This window comes from Actinospongiicola halichondriae, from assembly GCF_049103745.1.
Lineage (GTDB): Bacteria > Actinomycetota > Acidimicrobiia > Acidimicrobiales > Salinilacustritrichaceae > Salinilacustrithrix > Salinilacustrithrix halichondriae.
The window spans coordinates 2,785,122-2,807,925 of record NZ_CP171622.1 but is presented as its reverse complement, the minus strand read 5'-3'; the positions used below and the strand labels follow the sequence as shown (position 1 = coordinate 2,807,925).

General features: G+C 68.5%; 26 protein-coding genes. 19 read left to right on the top strand and 7 right to left on the bottom strand.

Annotated elements, in window-relative coordinates; genetic code table 11:
* Positions 1 to 14: 14 nt before the first annotated feature.
* The 12 genes from AB8619_RS13830 (at position 15) to AB8619_RS13775 (ending at position 9,460) form a co-directional block, all read left to right on the top strand.
* Complete coding sequence (locus AB8619_RS13830) at positions 15 to 1,136, top strand: MraY family glycosyltransferase (protein WP_436793215.1); 1,122 nt, start codon at positions 15 to 17, stop codon at positions 1,134 to 1,136.
* Between the two features lie 182 nt (positions 1,137 to 1,318).
* Positions 1,319 to 1,630 carry an AtpZ/AtpI family protein gene (locus AB8619_RS13825; protein WP_436793214.1) on the top strand — a complete coding sequence of 104 codons (312 nt, stop codon included), beginning with the start codon at positions 1,319 to 1,321 and terminating at the stop codon, positions 1,628 to 1,630.
* Positions 1,627 to 2,100: an ATP synthase subunit I gene (locus tag AB8619_RS13820; protein WP_436793213.1), complete on the top strand. Its 474-nt coding sequence runs from the start codon at positions 1,627 to 1,629 to the stop codon at positions 2,098 to 2,100. Before AB8619_RS13825 ends, AB8619_RS13820 begins: the two co-directional genes overlap by 4 nt.
* Positions 2,097 to 2,873 (top strand): F0F1 ATP synthase subunit A, encoded by a 777-nt coding sequence (gene atpB, locus AB8619_RS13815; protein WP_436793212.1) that lies wholly within the window; start codon positions 2,097 to 2,099, stop codon positions 2,871 to 2,873. Before AB8619_RS13820 ends, atpB begins: the two co-directional genes overlap by 4 nt.
* A 67-nt stretch (positions 2,874 to 2,940) precedes the next feature.
* Positions 2,941 to 3,153: an ATP synthase F0 subunit C gene (atpE, locus tag AB8619_RS13810; RefSeq protein WP_436793211.1), complete on the top strand. Its 213-nt coding sequence runs from the start codon at positions 2,941 to 2,943 to the stop codon at positions 3,151 to 3,153.
* Between the two features lie 70 nt (positions 3,154 to 3,223).
* The gene (atpF, locus tag AB8619_RS13805; RefSeq protein ID WP_436793210.1) at positions 3,224 to 3,985 is read left to right on the top strand and encodes a F0F1 ATP synthase subunit B; all 762 of its coding nucleotides are present in this window, start codon (positions 3,224 to 3,226) and stop codon (positions 3,983 to 3,985) included.
* Between the two features lie 2 nt (positions 3,986 to 3,987).
* Positions 3,988 to 4,515, top strand: coding sequence for an ATP synthase F1 subunit delta (atpH, locus tag AB8619_RS13800; protein WP_436793209.1), 528 nt, complete (start codon positions 3,988 to 3,990; stop codon positions 4,513 to 4,515).
* Between the two features lie 14 nt (positions 4,516 to 4,529).
* Positions 4,530 to 6,062, top strand: a complete 1,533-nt coding sequence (gene atpA / locus AB8619_RS13795; RefSeq protein WP_436793208.1) for a F0F1 ATP synthase subunit alpha — start codon at positions 4,530 to 4,532, stop codon at positions 6,060 to 6,062.
* A gap of 4 nt (positions 6,063 to 6,066) precedes the next feature.
* Positions 6,067 to 7,035, top strand: coding sequence for a F0F1 ATP synthase subunit gamma (locus AB8619_RS13790; RefSeq protein ID WP_436793207.1), 969 nt, complete (start codon positions 6,067 to 6,069; stop codon positions 7,033 to 7,035).
* Between the two features lie 11 nt (positions 7,036 to 7,046).
* Entirely contained in the window at positions 7,047 to 8,525 is a 1,479-nt protein-coding gene (atpD, locus tag AB8619_RS13785) for a F0F1 ATP synthase subunit beta (protein ID WP_436793206.1), read from the top strand.
* Positions 8,526 to 8,531: 6 nt separating this feature from the next.
* Positions 8,532 to 8,936, top strand: coding sequence for an ATP synthase F1 subunit epsilon (gene atpC / locus AB8619_RS13780; protein ID WP_436793205.1), 405 nt, complete (start codon positions 8,532 to 8,534; stop codon positions 8,934 to 8,936).
* Positions 8,937 to 8,962: 26 nt separating this feature from the next.
* Positions 8,963 to 9,460 (top strand): 2'-5' RNA ligase family protein, encoded by a 498-nt coding sequence (locus AB8619_RS13775; protein WP_436793204.1) that lies wholly within the window; start codon positions 8,963 to 8,965, stop codon positions 9,458 to 9,460.
* A 3-nt stretch (positions 9,461 to 9,463) separates the two neighbouring features.
* Here AB8619_RS13775 and AB8619_RS13770 read toward each other — a convergent pair whose 3' ends face one another.
* From AB8619_RS13770 to glpX, 4 genes are all read right to left on the bottom strand, one after another.
* Positions 9,464 to 11,590, bottom strand: a complete 2,127-nt coding sequence (locus tag AB8619_RS13770; RefSeq protein WP_436793203.1) for a cation:proton antiporter domain-containing protein — start codon at positions 11,588 to 11,590, stop codon at positions 9,464 to 9,466.
* Entirely contained in the window at positions 11,587 to 11,796 is a 210-nt protein-coding gene (locus tag AB8619_RS13765; RefSeq protein ID WP_436793202.1) for a hypothetical protein, read from the bottom strand. The genes AB8619_RS13770 and AB8619_RS13765 overlap by 4 nt, the downstream gene beginning before the upstream one ends.
* A 124-nt stretch (positions 11,797 to 11,920) precedes the next feature.
* The gene (locus AB8619_RS13760; RefSeq protein WP_436793201.1) at positions 11,921 to 12,310 is read right to left on the bottom strand and encodes a hypothetical protein; all 390 of its coding nucleotides are present in this window, start codon (positions 12,308 to 12,310) and stop codon (positions 11,921 to 11,923) included.
* Positions 12,311 to 12,356: 46 nt separating this feature from the next.
* Positions 12,357 to 13,349 carry a class II fructose-bisphosphatase gene (gene glpX / locus AB8619_RS13755; protein WP_436793200.1) on the bottom strand — a complete coding sequence of 331 codons (993 nt, stop codon included), beginning with the start codon at positions 13,347 to 13,349 and terminating at the stop codon, positions 12,357 to 12,359.
* A gap of 122 nt (positions 13,350 to 13,471) precedes the next feature.
* Here glpX and AB8619_RS13750 point away from each other — a divergent pair, with 122 nt between their 5' ends.
* The 4 genes from AB8619_RS13750 to AB8619_RS13735 are packed head-to-tail and all read left to right on the top strand — an operon-like array spanning position 13,472 to position 15,880.
* Positions 13,472 to 14,008, top strand: a complete 537-nt coding sequence (locus AB8619_RS13750; RefSeq protein WP_436793199.1) for an HDOD domain-containing protein — start codon at positions 13,472 to 13,474, stop codon at positions 14,006 to 14,008.
* 10 nt (positions 14,009 to 14,018) lie between these two features.
* Positions 14,019 to 14,612 (top strand): hypothetical protein, encoded by a 594-nt coding sequence (locus tag AB8619_RS13745; protein ID WP_436793198.1) that lies wholly within the window; start codon positions 14,019 to 14,021, stop codon positions 14,610 to 14,612.
* Between the two features lie 3 nt (positions 14,613 to 14,615).
* Positions 14,616 to 15,332 carry a hypothetical protein gene (locus tag AB8619_RS13740; protein ID WP_436793197.1) on the top strand — a complete coding sequence of 239 codons (717 nt, stop codon included), beginning with the start codon at positions 14,616 to 14,618 and terminating at the stop codon, positions 15,330 to 15,332.
* A complete protein-coding gene (locus AB8619_RS13735; protein WP_436793196.1) occupies positions 15,329 to 15,880 on the top strand; it encodes an alpha/beta hydrolase family protein in 552 nt (183 codons plus the stop codon). Before AB8619_RS13740 ends, AB8619_RS13735 begins: the two co-directional genes overlap by 4 nt.
* Here AB8619_RS13735 and AB8619_RS13730 read toward each other — a convergent pair.
* Entirely contained in the window at positions 15,863 to 17,401 is a 1,539-nt protein-coding gene (locus tag AB8619_RS13730) for an MFS transporter (RefSeq protein ID WP_436793195.1), read from the bottom strand. The genes AB8619_RS13735 and AB8619_RS13730 overlap by 18 nt on opposite strands.
* 104 nt (positions 17,402 to 17,505) lie before the next feature.
* On the opposite strand from AB8619_RS13730, the gene AB8619_RS13725 reads away from it, so the two are divergent.
* From AB8619_RS13725 to AB8619_RS13715, 3 genes are read left to right on the top strand one after another with little or no spacing between them, the layout of a single operon-like run.
* On the top strand, positions 17,506 to 17,763 hold the full coding sequence (locus AB8619_RS13725) for a NifU family protein (protein WP_436793194.1): 258 nt from the start codon (positions 17,506 to 17,508) through the stop codon (positions 17,761 to 17,763).
* Between the two features lie 9 nt (positions 17,764 to 17,772).
* A complete protein-coding gene (gene meaB, locus AB8619_RS13720; RefSeq protein ID WP_436793193.1) occupies positions 17,773 to 18,723 on the top strand; it encodes a methylmalonyl Co-A mutase-associated GTPase MeaB in 951 nt (316 codons plus the stop codon).
* Between the two features lie 10 nt (positions 18,724 to 18,733).
* On the top strand, positions 18,734 to 19,504 hold the full coding sequence (locus AB8619_RS13715; protein WP_436793192.1) for an enoyl-CoA hydratase/isomerase family protein: 771 nt from the start codon (positions 18,734 to 18,736) through the stop codon (positions 19,502 to 19,504).
* A 10-nt stretch (positions 19,505 to 19,514) separates the two neighbouring features.
* Here AB8619_RS13715 and AB8619_RS13710 read toward each other — a convergent pair whose 3' ends face one another.
* Together AB8619_RS13710 and AB8619_RS13705 are read right to left on the bottom strand one after the other, a co-directional pair.
* Positions 19,515 to 21,917 (bottom strand): glycoside hydrolase family 65 protein, encoded by a 2,403-nt coding sequence (locus tag AB8619_RS13710; RefSeq protein ID WP_436793191.1) that lies wholly within the window; start codon positions 21,915 to 21,917, stop codon positions 19,515 to 19,517.
* A gap of 10 nt (positions 21,918 to 21,927) precedes the next feature.
* A complete protein-coding gene (locus AB8619_RS13705) occupies positions 21,928 to 22,617 on the bottom strand; it encodes an HAD family hydrolase (protein ID WP_436793190.1) in 690 nt (229 codons plus the stop codon).
* Between the last annotated feature and the right edge of the window lie 187 nt (positions 22,618 to 22,804).

Here is a 22,804-nt window from a genome sequence, read left to right as displayed (position 1 = left end):
ATCCTCCTCTCCTGATGGAGGCGTTCGCCGTCTTCGCGGTCGCGGCGTTGGTCACCGCGACGTTGATGCCTCTGGCAGCCCGGCTGTCGCGGCGTGTCGGCGCGATCGCGATGCCGTCGGACCGCAAGGTCCATGCCGAACCGACGCCCGAACTCGGTGGGCTCGCGATGCTGGTCGGGGTCGTGGCCTCGTTCGGCGTGGCATGGCGCCTCGATCGCTTCGAGGCCATCTTCGACGCGCCGACCGTGCCGATCGGTGTGCTGGTGGCCGCCACGATCGTCTACGCCGTGGGTGGCATCGACGACGCCAGAGAGATCTCGGCCCCGGCCAAGACCGCGGGCACGGTGCTCGCCGGAAGCGTCATCAACTTCGCGGGCGTGAGCATCCTGCTCTTCCGCCTCCCTGCCGTGGGTCTCATCTCGCTCTCGCCCGACTGGGCCGCGCTCATCACCGTCATCTGGGTGGTCGGCATGTGTCAGGCCATCAACCTGATCGACGGGCTCGACGGGCTCGCTGCCGGCATCGTGGGCATCGCGGCGTTCGCGCTGTTCCTCTTCGCCAACGAGCTCGCCGACCCCGGCGTCGCCCAACTCCCCGCCGACAACGTCGCACCGCTCGTCGCACTGGCGACAGCCGGTGCCTGCGTCGGGTTCCTCCCGTTCAACATCCACCCCGCGTCGGTCTTCATGGGGGACGGGGGAGCGCTCCTGTTGGGCCTGCTGATGGCGGCGGCGTCGATCGCCGTGTCCGGCAACTCGACCGCCGACTCGTCGAGCCAGACGTTCTTCTTCTTCGCCCCGTTGTTCATCCCGCTGGTGATCCTCGGAGTGCCGATCTTCGACACCGCATTCGCGATCTTCCGTCGGGCCAAGAGCCGTACCGGCGTGACCGAGGCCGACAAGGGGCATCTCCATCACCGATTGATGGACTTGGGCCACGGACAGCGCCGCAGCGTCGCGATCCTCTGGACCTGGACGGCGCTGTTGTCGGGTCTCGTGCTCTACCCGGTCTTCACCGACAGCGACGACGGCGCCCTCCCCATCGGCATCGCCGCGTTGGCCCTCGTGCTCTACACGATCCTGCATCCCCGAGCGCGTGACGAGCGCCGGGCGCGCAAGGAGACCGTGGGGAAATGACGGGATTCCGCGCCGTGCGAGTCGACCCTGGCAGCACGGCCCCTGCTAGCTTGCGACGGTCGCCGGACCGGGTGACTCGGGGAGCAGATTTGCCGCCTCGTACGCCCGCTCACTAGTTTGCGAATGTATTCACAAGCGGCTCCGATGGTGTGGTTGAAGGGACTCGTCGAACCGTGTTCTCGATGAACGACAAGCGAGCAATGAACCAAGGGTTCGGCGACGGGATGTCCCGCGCGTTCGAGCTCGTGGTCACGCCGTTGGTGTTCGCCGGCATCGGGTTCCTCGTCGACATGGTCGCGGGAACCGGGCCCGGCTTCACGGTCGCGTTCGCCGTCTTCGGCGTCATCGGCACCTTCGTTCGCATGTGGTACGGCTACGACGACGAGATGCGTACCCACGAGGCCAGCGGCGCGTGGGTCCGTCCCGAGGACCGGCTCAAGACGCCGCTCCAGGACGAGAACGACATCTGGAACGCCGGCCGGAGCGACGCATGACGGCCACGACGACGAGCACGATCGACATCGTCACCGCACCCGGCGACGCCGGACCGGCCCCCGAGGCCGAGATCGTCGCCGACCTCCTCCGCCGGGCGCTTCCCGTCACCCCGCTCCCCATCGTCGTCGGCGCACTCGTGGCCGGCCTCGACGGCGCCATGAGTGCCGGCGTCGGCGTCGCACTGGTCCTCGTCAACTTCGTGGTCGCTGCCGCCAGCCTCGCCTGGGCCGCTCGCATCAACCTCGGTGTGCTGATGGGTGTCTCGCTCTTCGGCTACCTGCTCCGCATCAGCGCGATGTTCGGCGCCGTGCTCTTGCTCCGCAATCTCGACTGGGTGCACGTCGCCGTCCTCGGTTGCACCATCGTCGTCATGCACCTGGGTCTCCTCGCATGGGAACTCAAGTACGTGTCGGCATCCCTCGCCCATCCTGGTCTCAAGCCAAAGAACGACAAGGAGCCCGCCCGGTGATCCCCACCATGCCGGTGTTCAGCCTCGAGTTCCCGCCACTGACGCACATCGTCCAGTGGCCGGCCTTCCTCTTCGAGGACACTGCCTTCGCGATCAACAAGGTCGTGTTGATCTACTTCTTCGCCGTCATCATGACGATGGCGCTGTTCATCCTCGGGAACAAGAAGCAGCTCGTCCCGAGCGGCGCCCAGAACATCGCGGAGACCTCGGTCACCTTCATCGACGACATCGTCCTCCAGACCATGGGGACCGAGGGGCGCAAGTACACGCCGTTCCTCATGTCGATCTTCTTCTTCGTGTTCTTCACGAACATCTTCGAGATCGTCCCGGTCATCCAGATGCCCGCCTCGGCCCGTGTGGCGCTGCCCATGCTGCTGGCGCTCACCGTCTGGTTCGTCTTCATCATCGTCGGCATCATCAACCAGGGCCCGATCGGCTACTTCAAGAACGCCCTGTTCCCCCCGGGCGTGCCGCCGGCGCTGTACATCCTCGTGGCGCCGATCGAGTTCGTCTCGACCTTCCTGGTCCGGCCGTTCTCGCTCATGGTCCGGCTCTTCGCCAACCTGCTCGCCGGCCACATCCTGTTGGTCACCTTCGCCGTGCTCTCGTCCGGTCTGGTGATCGGCAAGTGGTACGCCGTGTTCCTGCCGCTGCCGGTCTTCGCCGTGATCTTCTTCACGGCCTTCGAGGTCCTCGTCAGCTTCCTGCAGGCCTACGTGTTCGCGCTGCTCACCGGCGTGTACATCGGCTCGTCGCTCCACGCCGAGCACTGAATCTCTCCGTTTCTCACCCGTTCCCGTACTTCTCACTTCTCGAAGTCACCCCAAGAAAGGCACCACCATGATCACCGACTCCGGACTCGCCGCCCTCACCTACGGCCTTGGCGCCATCGGCCCAGGCATCGGCATCGGCTACCTCGTCGGTCAGTCCGTGCAGGCCATGGCCCGTCAGCCCGAGGCTGCCGGCATGGTCCGTACCACCATGTTCCTCGGCATCGCGTTCGTCGAGGCCCTCGCTCTCATCGGCTTCGTCGTCTTCTTCCTCGCCGGTTGATCCTGCGGAGCTGGTCACCAGCTCTGCTGCGACATCCGTCCTGAAGACACGATCCGACAAAGGAGACACCATGCGAAGCAAGCGCTTCCTCGCAGCCGTGGCCCTCGCCACCGCTGTGCTGTTCGCCTTCGCCCCTGCCGCATCTGCGCAGGAGGCCGAGGACGATCACAGCGGTGAGGAGACCACCGAAGCTGAACACGGCGAAGCGGGCGACCCGCACGCAGTGTTCGAAGAAGCCGAACACATCATGCACGCCAACGATGCGCATCACGCCGACATCGAGTGCGTCGAGATCCTCGTGGTCGAAGACGGCTCCGTGAGCGACTGCCGCGACGCCCCGAACCCGTTGCTCCCCGAGACCAACGAGATCATCTGGGGTGCCATCGGCTTCACCGTGGTGTTCCTCTTCCTCGCCAAGTTCGGCCTGCCGGCCGCCAAGAAGGCGATGGACGAGCGTGCCGCCAAGATCCAGGGCGACCTCGACGCCGCCGAGGCCGCCAAGGCCGACGCCGAATCGATCAAGGCCGAGTACGCCGCCAAGGTGGCCGACGCCAAGACCGAGTCCGCTCGCATCATCGAAGAGGCCCGTCAGGCCGCCGATCAGCTCAAGGCCGATCAGCAGACCCGCCTGAACGAGGAACTGGCCACGGCTCGTGCCTCGGCCCAGGCCGACATCGACGCTGCCAAGGGTCAGGCCATGGCCGAGCTGCGTGGCGAGGTCTCCGACATCGCCATCGGCGCTGCCGAAGCCGTGGTCGGGGCCAACCTCGACCGTGCCGCCCAGACGCAGCTCATCGAGGACTACATCAACCGGGTCCAGGCCGGGAACTGATCATGGCGACCGAGCGCGACAACGCATACGCACAGGCGATCGTGGCCGTGGCCGCCGCCGAAGGTGCACTCTCGACGGTGCAGGACGAGTTCTTCGCCGTCGCCCGCGCCGTGACCGACTCCGACGAGCTCGCCTCGACGTTGTCGGACCAGCAGGCACCGGTCGCCCGCCGTCAGCAGGTCGTCGAGGATCTCCTCGGCGGCAACGCCCACCCGGCCACCGTCGCCCTCGTGTCGATGATCGTCGGTGCCGGTCGCGGACGTGACCTCCCCGCCATCGCCGAGTCCGTCGTCGCCCTCGGGGCGTCGCAGGCCGGCAAGCAGGTGGCCATCGTCAAGTCTGCGATCGAGCTCTCCGACGACCAGAAGACCCGCCTCGCGGCGGCCCTCCAGCAGTCGGTCGGTTCGCCCGTCGACGTCCGTGTCGTCATCGACCCGAGCGTGCTGGGCGGCCTCGTCGCCCAGGTCGGGGACACCGTCATCGACGGTTCCGTCCGGCGTCGCCTCGACCAGCTCAAGCAAGCGATCTGAGTAAGAAGGATTCAATGACGGATCTCAACATCAACGCTGGCGACATCGCCGCCGCCATCCGCAAGAACCTCGAGGGCTTCGACCCGAGCGTCGGCAAGGCCACGGTCGGAACTGTGGCCGAGGTCGGCGACGGCATCGCCCGTGTCACCGGCCTGCCCGGTGCCGCCGTGAACGAACTCCTCGAGTTCGCCGACGGCACCAAGGGCCTGGCCCTGAACCTCGACGAAGAGTCGATCGGTGCCGTGGTGCTCGGCGAGGTCGACAAGATCAACGAGGGACAGCCGGTCAAGGCGACCGGCGAGATCCTCAGCGTCCCCTGCGGTGACGGCCTCCTGGGCCGCGTCGTCGACGCCCTCGGCAACCCCGTCGACGGCAAGGGCCCGCTCACCAACGTCGGCACCCGCCGCATGGAGATCCAGGCCCCGGGCATCATGGGCCGCAAGCCCGTGCACGAGCCGCTCCAGACCGGGATCAAGGCCATCGACGCCATGACCCCGATCGGTCGTGGCCAGCGCGAGCTGATCATCGGCGACCGCAAGACCGGCAAGACCACGGTCGCCATCGACACCATCCTGAACCAGAAGGGTCTCGGGGTGAAGTGCGTGTACGTGGCCATCGGTCTCAAGGAGTCGACGGTCGCCCAGACCGTGAACACCCTGACCGAGCACGGCGCCATGGACTACACGGTCGTGGTCGTGGCCGGCGGTTCCGATCCGGCACCGTTCAAGTACCTCGCTCCCTACGCCGGTTGCGCCATGGGCCAGCACTGGATGGAGAACGGCGAACACGCCCTCGCGGTGTACGACGACCTCTCCAAGCAGGCCGAGGCCTACCGCCAGGTGTCGCTCCTCCTCCGTCGCCCGCCGGGGCGCGAGGCCTACCCGGGCGACGTGTTCTACCTGCACTCCCGCCTGCTCGAGCGTGCCGCCAAGCTGTCCGACGAGATGGGCGCGGGCTCGATGACGGCCCTGCCGATCATCGAGACCAAGGCCGGCGACATCTCGGCCTACATCCCGACCAACGTGATCTCGATCACCGACGGTCAGGTCTTCCTCCAGGAGGACCTGTTCAAGTCGGGTGTCCGCCCCGCCTTCGACACCGGCCAGTCCGTGTCCCGAGTCGGCAGTGCGGCACAGATCAAGGCCATGAAGAAGGCCGTGGGCACGCTCAAGGGCGACCTGAGCCAGTTCCGTGAGCTCGAGTCGTTCGCCCAGTTCGGTTCCGAACTCGACGCCGTCTCGCAGTCGGCGCTGGATCGTGGCTACCGCCTGGTCGAGCTGCTCAAGCAGAACCTGAACTCGCCGCTCAAGGTCGAGCAGCAGGTCGTCGTGCTCTACGCCGGCACGCAGGGCTTCCTCGACGGCATCCCCGTCGAGGACGTGACCCGCTACGAGGGCGAGATCCTCGAGTGGTTCGCCACCCGGCACGCCGACATCCTCGACGGCATCCGCGACTCGGGCGACATCGCCAGCACCGACGCCCTCGAAGCTGCCATCACGGGCTTCAACGAGCAGTTCGTGCCCACCGAGCAGGCCGAGGAGGCCTGAACCGATGGCCGGAGGCAAAGAGCGCGTCCTGCGCCGACGGATCAAGTCGGTCCAGACGACGAAGAAGATCACCAAGGCGATGGAGCTCATCGCTGCCAGCCGGATCGTCAAGTCGCAACAGCGCGTCCTCGCCGCCCGTCCCTACGCCGACCAGATCACCGAGGTGATCCGGAACCTGGCCGCAGCCGGCGCCGGTGGGGGAGCCCCGTTGCTCGCCCAGCGCGACGAGATCAACACGGTCGCCACCATCGTCATCGGTGGTGACCGCGGTCTCTGTGGTGGCTACAACGGCAACGCGATCCGCATGGCCGAGCGCAACATGGCCGCTCAGCGTCGCGAAGGTCAGACCACGGCGCTGGTCACGGTCGGCAAGAAGGTCGAGTCGTACTTCCGGTTCCGCAAGTTCGACATCGAAGCCAGCTTCACCGGCTTCCTCGACGAGCCGACCTACGAAGACGCTCGCGCCATCGCCGAGTCGGTCGTCCCCAAGTTCGAGGACGGCACCTTCGACCGGGTCGACATCGTCTACACCCAGTTCTTGTCGGCCGGCACCCAGAAGGTCGTCACCCGCCAGTTCCTCCCGCTCGACACGTCGGGTCTCGCGGACGAGGCCAACGACGGCCCGGCCGCGGACTACGAGTTCGAGCCCGGCCCCGACGCCATCCTCGAGAACATCCTTCCTCGCTACGCCGAGGCCCGGTTGTTCTCCGCCCTCCTCGAAGGTGCCGCCAGCTTCTTCGCCGCCCAGCAGCGAGCGATGAAGTCGGCCACCGACAACGCAGAAGAACTCATCATCAAGCTCTCGCGTGAGATGAACCGTGTCCGCCAGGACGCCATCACGACCGAGATCATGGAGATCGTCTCCGGCGCCGAAGCACTCCGCGCCGGTGATTCCGACGGGATGGACCTCATTCCCGACAACGCACTCGCCATCGGCGACCTCATGGTCGACACCCTCGGCTACAACCGCTAGGAGCACCCTCGATGACCGTCACCGAATCCACCGGAACCGAGACCACCGAACTGAAGTCCGGGCGCGTCGTGGCCATCGCCGGCCCCGTCGTCGACGTCGAGTTCCCTGCGGGCGCGCTGCCCGACATCAACTCGGCACTCGAGATGACCATCAACGTCGGCGGCACCGACATCGTCGTCGTGGCCGAGACCGCACAGCAGCTCGGCTCCAGCCGAGTCCGTGCCATCTGCATGAAGCCGACCGACGGCCTCGTCCGTGGCACCGAGGTCCGCAACCTCGGACACCCGCTGCAGATGCCCGTCGGCGACGGCGTCCTCGGCCACGTGCTCAACGTGCTCGGTGAGCCCCTCGACGTGCCCGAGCTCGACGCCTCCAAGATCGACGGCTACCGCCCGATCCACCGCCCGGCTCCGGACTTCGCCGACCTCGCTCCGAAGAAGGAGGTCTTCGAGACCGGCATCAAGGTCATCGACCTCCTCACCCCCTACCTGCAGGGCGGCAAGATCGGCCTGTTCGGTGGTGCCGGCGTGGGCAAGACCGTGCTCATCACCGAGATGATCAACCGTGTCGCCAGCCAGTTCGGCGGCGTGTCGGCCTTCGCCGGTGTGGGAGAGCGGACCCGTGAGGGCACCGACCTCTTCATCGAGATGGGCGAGACGATGATCGACGACAACACGTCGGTCCTCGACAAGGCCGCTCTCGTGTTCGGCCAGATGGACGAGCCCCCGGGCGTGCGTCTCCGTGTCGCCCTCTCGGCGCTCACCATCGCGGAGTACTTCCGTGACGAGCGTGGCCAGGACGTGCTCCTCTTCGTCGACAACATCTTCCGCTTCGTGCAGGCCGGCTCCGAGGTGTCCACCCTCCTCGGCCGCATGCCGTCGGCCGTGGGCTACCAGCCCACCCTCGCCGACGAGATGGGCACCCTCCAGGAGCGCATCACGTCGACCAAGGGCCGCTCGATCACCTCGCTGCAGGCCGTGTACGTGCCTGCGGACGACTACACCGACCCGGCGCCGTTCACCACCTTCACGCACCTCGATGCGACCACGGAGCTCTCCCGTGACATCGCGGCCCTCGGCATCTACCCCGCCGTGGACCCGATCGCCTCGACCTCGTCGATCCTCTCGCCCGAGGTCGTCGGTGACCGCCACTACGCCGTCGCCACCCGGGTCCAGGAGATCCTCCAGCGCTACAAGGAACTCCAGGACATCATCGCCATCCTCGGCCTCGACGAACTGTCGGAAGAGGACAAGGTGCTGGTCGCCCGGGCCCGCAAGATCCAGCGCTTCCTGTCGCAGCCGATGTTCGTGGCCGAGGTCTTCACCGGCCTCCCCGGCAACTTCACGCCGGCGAGCGAGACGGTCGACAGCTTCGAGCAGCTCATCAACGGCGACCTCGACGACCTTCCCGAGCAGGCATTCCTCAACGTCGGCGGCGCCGACGACGCTCGTCGCAAGGCCGCCGAGCTCCAGAAGTCGGCGGGGGAGTAGCTCCCGATGCCCATGCAGGTCGAACTCGTCTCCCCGGAGAAGATCCTGTGGTCCGGTGAGGCCGAGATGGTCATCACCCGGACCGTGGGTGGCGGTGACATCGCGTTCCTTCCCGGACACGCTCCCTTCGTGGGCGCGCTCGGGATCGGGGCGATGACGATCCGTCCGACCGACGGTGCAGACGAACACATCGCGGTCCACGGAGGATTCGTCGAGGTGTCGGGTGGTCCGGAACGTGGCACCACCGTGACGATCCTCTCCGACGTGGCCGAGATGCAGGACCACATCGACTACGACCGGGCTGCCAAGGCGAAGGAAGAGGCGGAGTCCGCCCTCCGAGCCGAGCACGACCGGGCGAACGCTGCTGCGCTCGCCCGCGCCGAGGTCCGCCTCGAGGTCTCGAGCCGCTGAACCGAGGTCGGTATGCCGTCGCGCTGATGATCCCGGCGCCGGCATCCATCGAGATCGATGCGCTCCGACGGGCGCTCGACGACCGTCAGTTGGGTCGCATCGGCGCGCACGTGACGATCGTGCCGCCCATCAACCTCCGCGACGACGTCCTGCCCGATGCCATGGTCGTCGTCGACCGGGCGGCGACCGCCGTCGGCCCGTTCACGTTGACGCTCGGACCCCTCCAGACGTTCGAGGAGTCGTCGCCGGTGCGATTCCTGGGCGTCGTTCCCTGGGAACCCGTCAGCGCGCTGTACGAGGCGTGCTGGACGGGCCCGTTCGATCGCGACCGCACACGTCCCTTCCACCCGCACGTCACGGTCGACATCGATGGTTCACCGACGACGGGTCCCGATCCGGCGATCGATCTGCTGGCCGGCTACGCCGTCGACGTGGTCGTCGACCGTCTCACCCTGCTCGAGTACGTGGACGACGCTGACGGCCGCCGCTGGGAGGCGCACACGCACTACCCGCTCGTCGGGTGACCGTCAGGCCGACGGACGGGGCGTGAGGACGACCACCACGGTGGCGTCGCAACGCTCGAGGATCTGCTCGATCGTGTGGCCCAGGAAGATCCCGTTGCTCCGTCGGGCCGACGCTCCCACGACCACCAGGTCGCTCTCGGTCTCGATGACCTGATCGCAGATCTCCGACGCAACGGAGTTGCCTCGCCGGATCGAGCGTGTCGTTCTGGCGTCGAGTTGGGCGCCGAAGGCCTCGGCGGCATCGAGCAGGTCGTCGGCGATGTGGTCGTCGGACGAGATGGTGCCGTTGCCGCTCACCCGTTCGGCGACCAGCGCCGGCTCGGGCTCCAGGACGTGGGTGAGGACGATCTCGGTGCCGAGGTGGCTACTGAGGTTGAAGGCCACCTCCTGGGCTGCCCGGGCATTGGCCGTGCCCGTGACCGGGACGACGGCGCGGGCGTGGGCCCACGGCAGTTCGCCTTCGATGGCACGGCCTCGGCGGACGACGAGCACGGGGACGTCGTGGTCGGCGAGCAACTCGTCGACCAGTGGTGAGAGCAGGTGGTCCGGGGCGAGCGAGGGTGCGCCGACTGCGATTGCGCCGTACCCCAGCCGGGCTTCGGCCACGACCGACTCGGCGATGTCGTCACGGCTGACCGCTCGCACCTCCACCGGCCGGTTCCCGAGGCTGGCGATCACCGGACGGAGCGCCTCGTCGTCGTTGGTGACGGTGAGCACCGTGGCCTCGACGCCTGCCGGCCACACGAGGTCGACGATCTGGGCAGCCATGATCGAACTGGCGCTGCCTTCGCTGGGGATGAGGACACGACGGTCGCGGACGACCCGGTTCGTCCGGAGTGTCTCCTCCTGCTCGAGGCGGGCGCGCTCCTGGTCGGTGCCCTGCCAGTCGCGGAGCACGATGCGGAGCATCGGGGGAGCGAGGACCGACGTGACGATCGCCATCACGACGACCGCGGTGTACGACTCCTCGTTCAGGACGCCGAGCGACAGGCCGATCGTGGCGATCACGATCTCGAGCGCACCGCGGGCGTTGAGGCCGATGGACAGGGCGGTCGACTCACGGGGGGACAGCCTGGCCATGCGGGCCCCGATCCACGACCCTCCGAACTTGGCCACGCTGGCGACGAGCACCACGACACCAGTCCACAACGCCACGGTGGTGTCGGCGAGGAGGCCGAGGTCGACGCGGAGACCAGCGGTCGCGAAGAAGATCGGGGCGAAGAACGCGGTGGTCAGCGACTCGAGCGGATGGAGCAGTTCTTCGTCGGCGAACTTGGAGCGGCCGACGAGGATGCCGGCCACGAACGCCCCCAGCACGGCTTCGACACCGAGCCACTGCGTCGCCACACCCAGACCGACGACGACGACCAGGAGGCCGGCGGTGGCGGAGGAGGCATCGTTGCCACGACGACGGACCTCGCGGAGGATGGCGTCGAGGAGACGCTGTCCGAGCGTGAACGACAGCAGGAAGAACGCCGCGACGCCGCCGATCGTGGTGGTCAGCGCGCCGATCTCGAGTTGACCGGCCGAGGCGAGGCCGGCGACGGCGCCGAGCAGGATCCAGCCGACCACGTCGTTCACCATCCCGGCGGCGAGCGTCAGCTGACCGAAGTCGCGGCGCAGCAGGTTCATCTCGCCGAGGATCTTGGCCATCACCGGCAACGACGAGATGGCCAGTGCTGCCGCGATGAACAGGGCGAAGATGTCGCGCTGATCCGGGTCGGCCATCAGCGCATCGGGCATCGCCATCCCGACCGCGAACCCGAGCGCCAGCGGTGCCACCAGGCTGGTGATCGAGACCAGGGCGGCGGCCCGTCCGAGGCGGCGGATCAGACCGAGGTCGGTCTCGGCGCCGGTCGCGACCAGCAGGAGAACGACGCCGAGCCACCCGACGGTGAACAACATGGCTGTCTGCACCTCGTCGTCCGGGAAGAGCCAGTCGGTGATCTCGGGCGACACCCGTCCGAGCACCGACGGGCCGAGAAGGACGCCGGCACCGAGTTCGCCGACGACGGCCGGTTGGCCCAGCCGCTGCATCAACGATCCCAAGAGCCGTGCCACGACGAGCAGGCACAAGATGGCGGCGAAGAACACCAGGACGTGGTGCTCGGACGGTGGTTCCAGGTTCATGCGTTCCTTCGGGCGGTGGGGTGGTGGTCCTGATGGGCCTCGACGCGTACCCAGACGAGGGCGGCGATCACGGTCAGTGCGCCGCCGATCCAGGCGGCATAGATCCAGGGCAGAGGATCGTGGCCCCGGCGGGCCATGGCCCGAGCGGCGGCGAAGCCGGGGGCGTACCAGGCGAACAGGATCAAGAACGGCTCGATGCTGCGCATCGCTCGACCTCCTACGGGTCGACGCGGATCGTCTGAGGATCCGCTGGTGATCCATCGATCACCGGTGGCCGACGCCTCGTGGCGTCGCATCACGGGGACGACCGCGGGGGTGCGTCCCGAGCAGTCAGGCCGTCGCGAGCGGTGGGCCGCGGCCGCCGACGACCGGGACAGCCCGTGAGGTGAGGTCGGGCGAGGTGGCGACGCCGCGTTGCTGCGCGATGGCACCGTGGGCGGCCAGCGCTGCCAGCAGCAGGACGGCCAGATGGGGGATCAGCCCCGGTTGGAGCTGGCGTGCCCGTCGCACGGGCCGGGCCTCGACCGCCGAGGAGTCAGCAGTCGTGCCGGAGTCGTGGGTGATCGTGGTCGACAGATCAGCGTGGACGTCGGCCGTGACGGCGACCGACGTGAGCGCCCGGGGTGCCGTGATGGTCCGCACCAGCACGACGGCCACGACGATCAGGGCGGCGATCTGCAGCCAATGCATCGTCCGGTCCCGGAGGGAACCCGCGGTCATGCAGGTCCAGAGTACCCGGATCCGCCCCCGGGCAGAACGACTTGTGTCAGCTGAAGTCGACGCTCGCGAAGTCGGCCAGCTTGTCGATCCGGTGGCGGGCGTTGACCATCCGGACCGTGCCGGACTTCGAACGCATGACCAGCGACTGCGTGGTGGCCCCACGGCGGTCGTAGTGCACGCCCTGGAGCAGTTCGCCATCGGTGATCCCGGTGGCGGCGAAGAAGCAGTTGTCGCTGCGGACGAGGTCGTTCTCGGTGAGCACGGCGTCGAGTGTGTAGCCGGCCTTCTCGGCGGCCTTGCGCTCCGCGTCGTTCCGGGGCCACAGGCGGCCCTGCATCGCCCCTCCCATGGCCTTGAGGGCCGCAGCGGTGATGACGCCCTCCGGGGTGCCGCCGATGCCGAAGAGCACGTCGGCACCCGACTCGGGCCAGCAGGTCGAGATCGCGCCGGCCACGTCGCCATCGGGGATGAGGCGGATGCGGGCACCGGCCTCGCGGACCTCGGCGATGAGGTCCTTGTGACGGTCTCGATCGAGGATCACGGCGGTGATGTCACGGACCGACTCGCCCTTGGCAGCGGCCACGGCCTCGAGGTTCTCGGTCGGTGACCGGGTGATGTCGATGGCGCCGGCGGCGTCGGGCCCGGTGGCGATCTTCTCCATGTACACGCACGGGCCGGGATCGAACATCGAGCCCCGTTCGGCGACGGCGATGACGGCGATCGCGTTGCCGCGGCCGAGGGCCGTGAGCGTGGTGCCGTCGATGGGGTCGACGGCGATGTCGGTCTGGGGCGGGTTGCCGTCGCCGATGCGCTCGCCGTTGTAGAGCATCGGTGCTTCGTCCTTCTCGCCCTCGCCGATGACGACGATGCCGTCCATCTGGACCGAGGAGAGGATCACCCGCATGGCGTCGACCGCGGCGCCGTCGGCGCCTTCCTTGTCGCCGCGTCCCATCCAGCGGCTCGCCGCGAGAGCTGCGGCCTCGGTCACGCGGACGAGTTCGAGTGCGAGGTTCCGGTCTGGGGCCTGGGGTTGCGCCATGCGGCGAACCGTAGCCGTCGCCGCTCGAACCGGGACAAGTGAACGGCGCCCGATCGGCTGCAGAACTCTTTCAAGTTCCCTTCATGCACTGCCGATGCAGATTGCGCAGGAGGAACCGCCCCATGGAAACGACAACTCGGACACGCGCGACCGCACCCGCGGTCTTCGGAACGGCGTTCGCGGCGGTGGCGGGCGATGCCCGGTGTCGCCCCGTCGCCGAGGCCATCCGGAGCCACGCCGTCGAGGTCGCCTGCCTGGCGCGCGAGTTGGCGCCGTTGGTCGGAGCGGACCAGGGCACGGCGTTCGCCGCAGGCCTGCTCCACGACATCGGCGAGTTGTTGTTGATGCATCGGGACCCGGCCGGGTATCTCGCGCTCCTCGCCGAGCGACTGCCGCACGGCGAGCGGCTGCGGCGCGAGAAGGCGCTGTACGACACCGACCATGCGTTGCTCGGCGCCGAGCACCTGCTCGAACTCCGGATGCCCGACCCTGTCGCCGACGCGGTCGCCGACCACCACGACCCATTCATGAGCTCGGCGGCCACGACCGTGGTGGTCTCGGCTGCTGACGAACTGCTGGGCGTGGACGCAGTGCGCCGTCACTCGGTGCGTCTCCTCGACATCGACGGCACCGTGTCGCCGGGCCACTCGGAGCCGTAGCCTCACCCGTGTGCTGAACACGCCCGGCGAGGACGATCACGACAGCGATCTCGAGCTCCGCTTCGGTGAAGCGATCGACGGAGGCGACGGCGACGATGTCGACGACGACTGCATGCCGCTCGACGACACGAAGGAGCAGGTCGGCTACGAGCTCTTCGACTGGGACCCGACCGAGCTCGACGAGCTCGATGATGCGCTCCACGAGATGCAGGTTCCCCACGAGTGGGTCAGCGACGGCTACGAGGTCGTCGTGCACGAGGAGAACGAGGGACAGATCGATGCCCTCATCCCGACGATCCGCTTCCCCGACGAGCTGCCGGCCGAGGCCGACGACGGGGACGACACCGACATCGAGGTCCTGAGCGCGCTGTTCGTCGCTGCGGACCGGCTCCAGAAGGACGCGACCGGCGAACCGGTCCACGCGCTCCTCGACGCCGCCGAACGCATCGGTGACAAGCCGCCGTACGGCATCGACGAAGCCGAGTGGACCAAGGTCGTCGAGCAGGTCGACGAGATGATCGACGGTCTCCATGCCGCCATCCCTCCGGCGTTGATCCGCGAGATGGCACTGCGGCTGCGGGATCGCCTGCGGCCGATGGTGTAGGTCGTGAGCACGCTGGCCGAGCTGGAGATCTACCACTCACGGCCGTTCGCGCCGACCCGGCGCATCGCACTCGGGTCGAGCAACCTCCCCGTCGATCCAGCGCCCGGTCCCGGGGGGATCCTGCTCGGAGCCGTCGTCGCCCAGTACCGCAGCGAGCTCGACGAAGAGCTGTTCGAGAACATGCTCAAGCTGACGATGCAGATCCAGGAGGGGCAGCGCATCGTCCAACCCCGACTCCGGCACCGCTTCCAGGACGACCGCCACGGACTCACCCGGTCGCGGGCACGACTTCGGCGCGACGGCGACGACCTCACCGTCGACCTCGACGACCACGGCAGCGGTCTCCAGATGATGGTCGGCGTGGTGTACGCCGCCGGTTCGCTCGAGCCCATGGCACGCCGATCGGTCATGGACGCCGTCCGCAAGGGCATGCGCTGGACCGGTCCGCTCGACCGGCGGCTCTTCGCCCATCTGTCCGGCCTCGCGTCGGGTCGTGACTGGGATGCCGCTGCCTACGACGATCCGGTGCAGTGGGCGCTGCACACCCTGGGCATGTCGGCTGAACGGGACGGGTCGATCCGCATCCCCGATCGCAAGGCGATCCAGCGCCGCTTCCGCGACGCGCTGCGCGACGCCCACCCCGACCACGGTGGCGACAGTGACGACGCCGCCGTCCGCATCAACGACCTCACCGAAGCGCGGAGGATCCTCCTGGCATGACCCGACCATCCGGACTCCTCATCACCCCCGGCGCCAGCGCCGATCGGGACAATCGCACGCTGATCGCCCTCGACGACGGGCTCGACCTGCCGGTCGAGCGGATCACCATCCGTTCTCGTGCTGTCGGCAAGGTCCACGCCCAACTGCGGGACGACCTGGTCGCGTTCGCCGAGCGCCTCGGCGTCTCGACTGGTTCGCTCGCCGTCGGCGGCCGTTCGTTCGGCGGCCGCATGTGTTCGCTGCTCGCTGCCGAGGGCGACGACGTCGCTGCGCTCGTGCTGCTCAGCTACCCGCTTCACCCTGCGGGCAAGCCCGAGAAGCTCCGCGTCGAGCACTTCCCCGACATCACGGTGCCGACGCTCTTCGTGTCGGGGACCAAGGACCCCTTCGGGACTCCCGCCGAGCTCGAGGACCACGCCGCAGCCATCCGTGGACCGGTCGACTTCGTGTGGATCGACGGACAGGCGCACTCGCCCCGGGACGACACCCCGGTCGTCGAGGCCGTCGGCTCGTGGCTCGACGGCCTCGGGTCACAGGCGCGGTCGTAGCGTCGCCGTCCCCAGGACCCCGAGGTCGTCCTCCGGGTTGAGCTCTTCGAGTTCCTTGTTCGCGGTCTCGGGATACAGCGGGATGAGGAGGAGGGTCGCGAGCAACGGAGCGACCGCGAGGACGGCGATGGCCGGACCGAGTGACCAACGGTCCGAGAGGTAGCTCACGATGACGAGGCCGAGCACCGATCCACCGACGCCGAGGATGGTCATCACCACGTTTGCCTTCGTCCGCAGGGCGGTGGGGAACAGTTCGGGCCCGTAGATCGCCAGCGCAGGGACGGCGAGGCCGCCGAAGATCGATCCGATGGTCGCCACGGTCCACACCAACTCGACCGATGTGGTGACGAACTGCGCGGCGGTGAGGGCGGCCCCCACGCCGAGGCCGATGCCGCCGATGAGCCGCTTACCCTTCGTGTCGGCCAGTCGACCACCGACGATGATCCCGATGGTCGCGGGGGTGACGGTGAGGATGGTGAAGAGCGTGATCTGGGCAGCGGAGAACGAGAACTCCTCGCGGAGGAACTCGTTCTGGAGCTGCGATGCGGGCGTCGAGAGGATCGCGAGCGCGAACGTCGTCCCTGCCAGCAGCGCCAGTCGGCGGCCGTGTCCGGCAAACCGCGCCACGGCGTGGCGGCGGACGAACCGTCGTGACTCCGGGAGCAGCTTCGCAGTGGCACCCACGAGCGGCAGGAACAGCAGCGGAACGAGGTACAGGGCGCGCCACGCTCGCTCGTCGATCTCGACGAGCGGGAGGATCCACAGCACCATGCCGGCGCCGAGCCCGCCCGTCATGGTGAGCAGGCTCACGCCGTAGGCACGGGCTCCGGCCGGCATCTCCTCGGCCACGACGACCACGATCAGGAGTCCGAGCGCGGTCGACAGGCCGCGGGCCAGGATCTGGGTCGCCCCGAGCGCGAGCAGCCCCGGCGCAACAGCCCCCAGGGCCGTGAACACACAGCCACCGGCGGCGCACGCGAGGAGGGCACGCCGGCGGCCGTTGCGGTCCGCCCAGGCCGCGATGCCGAGCGACAACAGCACACCGACCCGGATGATGGCCAAGGTCGATGCCTGCTGTCCGTCGTCGGCACCGAACTCGTCGGCGGCGTAGGTCAGGGACTGGGTGATCAACGTCCCCAGGTACCCACCCACGATCGACAGGTAGGCGAGCGACGCGAGGGCGGCAGCGGCTTGGGCATCCAGCACCTGCGGTGGCGCCCACCACGGCGACTTCCCGCCGGCTCGCCGCAGCGTCCGGCGCATCGGGTGCAGGAAGATCCGCCACCACCAGCCGACACCCAACTGGAACTCGACACGATGGGTGACCGCGTGGCGCCCGTCCTCGGCCGGCGAGACCGCCAGCGTCCGCTCGTACTGGAGGAACGGACCCTGGGCGAGCGAGAACCGTCCCTCGCCCTCGTCATGCTCCTCCACCACGTCGGAACGGGTCCTCCGGTAGGCCGCGAGGCCCACATCGTCGACCTCCTCGGTCTCCTCGATGGTCACGACGGGTGCAGGCACCGGGACACCTTCCCATCTGGCGGGGAACACACGGAGTCATCACGTTGTTGTGTCGCGTGTCCCGCTGCGAGACTGGCGGACGTCCCCCACCAGGAGCTGTTCCGTTGGAAGAGAAGATCGCCAAGGTCATCGAGGCCATCCGGCCGGCCGTGCAGGCCGACAACGGTGACATCTTCCTGCGCAGCGTCGACACGGAGACCGGCAAGGTCGAGGTCGAACTCGTCGGCGCCTGCGTGTCGTGCCCCGCATCGACCCTCACGCTGAAGGCCGGAGTCGAGCGGATCCTCAAGGACCGGGTCGAGGGCGTCACCGAGGTCGTGAACATCGGCGAGACCTTCGTCGAGAGCGCCGTCAGCCTGTAGACCCGTCCCGTGACCGATCGGGAACCCCTGGCGCTCTTCGACGCGGCGGCCACCGGCGACCGCCGGTCGGTCGCCCGACTGCTCTCCATGGTCGAGCGCGGCGGCGACGATGCCCGAGCGGTCGGTGCCATCGCCCACGCCCGCAGTGGTGGGGCCTACACCGTCGGGATCACCGGTGCACCCGGTGCCGGGAAGTCGACGCTGACGTCGTCGTTGGTGTCGGTCGTGCGCGGCGAGGACACGCGCGTCTCGGTGCTCGCGATCGACCCGTCGTCACCGTTCACCGGGGGAGCGATCCTCGGCGACCGGATCCGGATGCAGGACCACGCACTCGACGACGGCGTGTTCATCCGTTCGATGGCGACCCGGGGCCATCTGGGCGGACTGGCGCTGGCCACCCCACAGGCCGTGCGGGTGCTCGATGCCGCCGGGTTTCCCTGGGTCCTGGTCGAGACCGTCGGCGTCGGACAGGTCGAGGTCGAGATCGTCGGTGCGGCCGACACCACCGTCGTCGTGGTCAACCCCGGCTGGGGCGATGCCGTGCAGGCCAACAAGGCCGGTCTGATGGAGATCGCCGACATCTTCGTGATCAACAAGGCCGACCGGCCGGGCGCGGGGGAGACCCGACGGGACCTCTCGGCCATGCTCGATCTCACGCACCCCACCGATGGATGGCGGCCGCCGATCGTCGACGCGGTCGCGACCGACGGCACCGGCCTCGACGAGTTGTGGGTCGAGATCGGTGCGCACCGGGCGCATCTGGAGTCCACGGGTGAGCTCGAGCGGCGTCGTGGTCGGCGTGCTCGCGAGGAGATGACACGAATCGTGGCCGAGCGACTGCTCCTGCGGGCGCGGGCGACGTCGGAGGGTGACCGGTTCGACGACCTGGCCGACCAGGTCGAGGCACGCGGGCTGGACCCGTGGTCCGCGGCCGATGAGTTGTTGGGCTCGGGCTCCTAGGGTCTGGGCGATGGCACTCGTCGAACTGGAACGACGTGACGACGGCTTGGCCGTGGTCACCCTCAACAACCCCAAGGTCAACGCACTCAGCTCCGCGCTGTTGACCGAACTGCGCGATGTCGCCGTGGGTCTGTCCGAGGCTCCGCCCCGTGCGGTGCTGGTGACCGGCGGCCCCAAGGTGTTCGCCGCCGGCGCCGACATCAGCGAGTTCGCCGGACCGGCCGAGGCCCGGACCGTCGGGACCTGCTTCCTCGATGCGCTCGAGGCCGTCGCTGCCATCCCACGGGTGACCGTCGCGGCGATCGGTGGCTACGCCCTCGGGGGCGGTTGCGAGCTGGCGTTGGCGTGCGACCTGCGCATCGCGTCGGATCGTGCCCGGTTCGGTCAGCCCGAGATCCTGCTCGGCATCATCCCCGGCGGCGGCGGCACGCAGCGTCTCGCCCGCCTCGTGGGTCCGTCACGCGCCAAGGACCTGATCTTCTCCGGTCGTCAGGTCAAGGCCGACGAGGCGCTCTCGATGGGTCTGGTCGACCGGGTCGTGCCCGCCGACGAGTTCGAGCAGGCAGCCCTCGACTGGGCCGGCACGTTCGCCGCCGGGCCGTCGACCGTCGCCGGGCTCGCCAAGGCCGCCATCGATCGCGGACTCGACACCGACCTGGCCACCGGCCTGCGGATCGAACAGGACCTCTTCGTCGAGTCGTTCGCGACCGAGGACAGCCAGATCGGCGTGGCGTCGTTCAATGAACACGGCCCCGGCAAAGCGGACTTCACCGGCAACTAGGCGGTCGCGGTCAGCCGATCGGTCGAGCGACCCGGACCGGAGCGTCGGGTCGGACGAATGCAAGCGTCTCGTCGCCGTTGGTCTGCACCGGTACCGGTGGTCCGTCGAGCAGTTCGAGCGTGGCGCCCTCGGCGTCGACGGTGACCAGCAGCTTCGATCCGTGCCGGGCGATCCGGAAGCGGATCGACGACCAGGACTCGGGCAGGCGGGGTTCGAGTCGCAGGTGCTCGCCGGTGTCGACGAGACCGGCGAAACCGTGGACGAGCGCGGCCCAGACGCCGCCGGCGTTGGCGATGTGCACGCCGTCGACGGTGTTGCCGTGGGTGTCCGCCAGGTCGAGGTACAGCGACTGGTGGAAGTAGTCGAGTGCCAGGTCCTCGTGGCCGGTCTCGGCCGCGACGATCGACTGGACGCACGCCGACAGTGACGAGTCGCCGGTCGTGATCGGGTCGTAGTACTCGAAGTTGCGGCGCTTCTCCTCGCGGGTGAAGTGACGGCCCTGCAGGAACATCGCCAGTACGACGTCGGCCTGCTTGAGGACCTGCTTGCGGTAGATCACCAGCGGGTGGAAGTTGAGGAGCAGCGGGTACTGGTCGGCGGTCGTGGACGCGAAGTCCCACGGCTCCAGGTCGAGGAAGCCCTCGTCCTGGGGGTGGATGCCGAGTTCCTCGTCGTAGGGGAGGTACATGGCGTCGGCGCACCGCCGCCACGACTCGATCTCCTCGTGGGTGACGCCGGTCGCGCGCTGGAGGGCCGCGAAGTCCTCGGCACTCCACTCGGACAGGAACGAGACCGTCCGCGCCGCGTAGCGGAGATTGAAGCGAGCCATGACGTTCGTGTACAGGTTGTCGTTGACGACGGTCGTGTACTCGTCCGGCCCGGTGACCCCGTGGATTCGGAAGCGGTCCTTGCCGTTGTGTTCGTAGAAGCCGAGGTCGGCCCACAGGCGGGCGGTCTCGACGAGGATCTCGGCCCCTTCGTGGGCGAGGAAGTCGATGTCCCCGGTCGCGTTCAGGTAGCGCTCGAGGGCATACGCGATCGCCGCATTGATGTGATATTGCGCGGTGCCGGCGGCGTAGTAGGCCGACGCCTCCTCGCCGTTGATCGTGCGCCAGGGGTACAGCGCACCCTTCTGGCTGAGTTCGGCGGCGCGCCTGCGGGCGTCGTCGAGCATCTGCCAGCGGAACCGCAGCAGCTTGCGGGCGGCGTCCGGGCTCGTGAACGCCAGACAGGGCAGGACGTACACCTCGGTGTCCCAGAAGTAGTGCCCGTCGTAGCCGCCACCGGTGACGGCCTTGGCGGCGACACCTTGCTCGTGGGTCCGGGCCGAGGCCTGAGCGAGTTGGAACAGGTTCCAGCGGATGGCCTGCTGGGCCGCCTCATCGCCTTCGACCTCGACGTCGGTGCGCTCCCAGAAGTCGTCGAGCCACATCTCCTGCTCGCGCTGCAGTTCGGCGACGCCGGTCTTCGCGGCGCGCTCGAGCGTGCGGTGGCAACGGTCGGCGAGTTCCTCGGCCGGGATGCCACGCGACGAGTGGTAGCTCACGAGCTTGGTGAGGCGGATCGTCTCGCCCTCTCGGGCCTCGATGGTGAACACGCTCTTGGCGAGGTCGGGGCCGACGACGTTCTCGACGAAGTGGTCGCAGGGCGTCTCGAGGAGGTGCTGGTAGCCGCAGGCGAGGGTCATGCCGCTGTCGGCGCACCGGTACCCGAGGATGACCTGGCCGCCGCCGTCTGCATCCGGATCGTCGTGGCGTTGGAGTTGGGGGACCAGGACGCGCTGGTCGAAGTTGCGACTCTGTCGAGGGTCCCGTCCCTCGCCGAGCGCAGCGTCGGTGACGTGGTATTCGTCCTCGCCGTCCTGGCGGTTGAGCAGCTGTGACGAGATGACGATCGGCGCCGACCCCTCGAGCATCTCGACCTCCAACTGGAGGACGGCGAGGTGGCGGTGCTGCAGGCTGACCATCCGTTCGGACCGGATGCGCAGGCGCTTTCCGGCCGGCGTGGTCCACAGGAGCTCGCGGTGTGAACGCCCGGTCCGGAAGTCGACGGCGCGTTCGTAGGAGTCGAGATCGGCCTCGGGGAGGAGGAGCGGCTCGTCGTCGACGTAGAGCTTCATCAGCTTGGCGTCGGGCACGTTGACGATCGTCTGCCCGGTCTTGGCGAACGCGAAGGCATCCTCGGCGTGCTTGATGGGCCACGTCTCGTGGAACCCGTTGAGGTAGGTGCCGTGCGTGTGGGCCTCGCGGCCCTCGGCCGGGTTCGCCCGCATCCCCAGGTACCCGTTGCCGATCGCGAAGAGGGTCTCGGTGAGCCCGCGGTCGTCGGCGCAGGGCTCGGTCTCGACCAGGCGCCACGGGTCGACCGGGAACCGGTGACGGGGGATGGCGCTGGCAGTGGCGCGGATCTTCACGTGTGTCCCTTCAGTCCAGCGTCTCGGCCAGGTCGTCGACGACCTCGTCGGCGCCACTGTCGAGCAGCGCCTCTCGATTCCCGCCTCGGTCGACCCCGAGCACGAGGGCGAAGCCACCGGCGGCGCCGGCGGCGACTCCCGACGATGCGTCCTCGACGACGACGACATCGGACGGATCGAACCCGAGCAGCTCGGCGCCGCGGAGGAACATGGCCGGGTCGGGCTTGCCGGCAAGGCCTTCCTCGACCGCGGTCACCCCGTCGACGACGTGGGGGAATCGGCCCTCGAGCCCCGCGGCGCGCAGGACGGGGCGAGCGTTCTTCGACGACGACACGATCGCCTGAGGGATCCCGAGGCCGTCGAGGTGGTCGAGCACGCGCACGGTGCCCGGATACGCCTCGACGCCGTCGCGTTCCAAGACGTCGTTGAACACCTGGTTCTTGCGGTTCCCCATCGCGCACACGGTCTCGTCCCCGGGCGGATCGTCGGGCGTGCCCTCGGGGAGGACGACATCGCGCGATGCCAGGAACGACCGCACGCCGTCGTAGCGGGGCTTGCCGTCGATGAACGTCAGGTAGTCGTCGGCCGTGAAGTCCCAGGCGGCGAAGAGTTCGGCCCAGGCGTGTTCGTGCACGGCCGCGGTCGGGGTGATCACGCCGTCGAGGTCGAACAGCACGGCACGGTGTCGGGACCAGTCCACGGCCTCACCCTACGGCCGTGTCCGGGGTTCGCTCGCCCCTTGACGAGTGCGTGCGGCGGGCGGATAGTGGAGAGCAGTTCGCCAGTCACACGTCCGTTGGGACAACGGCGACGAGGACACCAGCGCCTTCTCCCGAACCAGACAGCACTGCGGTGCTGTGTTCGAAGAAGCGGCCGAGTTCCCCGCC

Coding starts and splice junctions, on each gene's coding strand:
- AB8619_RS13825 (WP_436793214.1), top strand. CDS start 1,319: ATGAACGACAAGCGAGCAATGAACCAAGGGTTCGGCGACGGGATGTCC.
- AB8619_RS13715 (WP_436793192.1), top strand. CDS start 18,734: ATGGCACTCGTCGAACTGGAACGACGTGACGACGGCTTGGCCGTGGTC.
- atpF (WP_436793210.1), top strand. CDS start 3,224: ATGCGAAGCAAGCGCTTCCTCGCAGCCGTGGCCCTCGCCACCGCTGTG.
- glpX (WP_436793200.1), bottom strand. CDS start 13,349: ATGGCGCAACCCCAGGCCCCAGACCGGAACCTCGCACTCGAACTCGTC.
- AB8619_RS13765 (WP_436793202.1), bottom strand. CDS start 11,796: ATGCGCAGCATCGAGCCGTTCTTGATCCTGTTCGCCTGGTACGCCCCC.
- AB8619_RS13760 (WP_436793201.1), bottom strand. CDS start 12,310: ATGACCGCGGGTTCCCTCCGGGACCGGACGATGCATTGGCTGCAGATC.
- AB8619_RS13735 (WP_436793196.1), top strand. CDS start 15,329: ATGACCCGACCATCCGGACTCCTCATCACCCCCGGCGCCAGCGCCGAT.
- atpE (WP_436793211.1), top strand. CDS start 2,941: ATGATCACCGACTCCGGACTCGCCGCCCTCACCTACGGCCTTGGCGCC.
- atpA (WP_436793208.1), top strand. CDS start 4,530: ATGACGGATCTCAACATCAACGCTGGCGACATCGCCGCCGCCATCCGC.
- AB8619_RS13750 (WP_436793199.1), top strand. CDS start 13,472: ATGGAAACGACAACTCGGACACGCGCGACCGCACCCGCGGTCTTCGGA.
- AB8619_RS13770 (WP_436793203.1), bottom strand. CDS start 11,590: ATGAACCTGGAACCACCGTCCGAGCACCACGTCCTGGTGTTCTTCGCC.
- AB8619_RS13820 (WP_436793213.1), top strand. CDS start 1,627: ATGACGGCCACGACGACGAGCACGATCGACATCGTCACCGCACCCGGC.
- AB8619_RS13775 (WP_436793204.1), top strand. CDS start 8,963: ATGATCCCGGCGCCGGCATCCATCGAGATCGATGCGCTCCGACGGGCG.
- atpH (WP_436793209.1), top strand. CDS start 3,988: ATGGCGACCGAGCGCGACAACGCATACGCACAGGCGATCGTGGCCGTG.
- atpD (WP_436793206.1), top strand. CDS start 7,047: ATGACCGTCACCGAATCCACCGGAACCGAGACCACCGAACTGAAGTCC.
- AB8619_RS13830 (WP_436793215.1), top strand. CDS start 15: ATGGAGGCGTTCGCCGTCTTCGCGGTCGCGGCGTTGGTCACCGCGACG.
- AB8619_RS13790 (WP_436793207.1), top strand. CDS start 6,067: ATGGCCGGAGGCAAAGAGCGCGTCCTGCGCCGACGGATCAAGTCGGTC.
- atpC (WP_436793205.1), top strand. CDS start 8,532: ATGCCCATGCAGGTCGAACTCGTCTCCCCGGAGAAGATCCTGTGGTCC.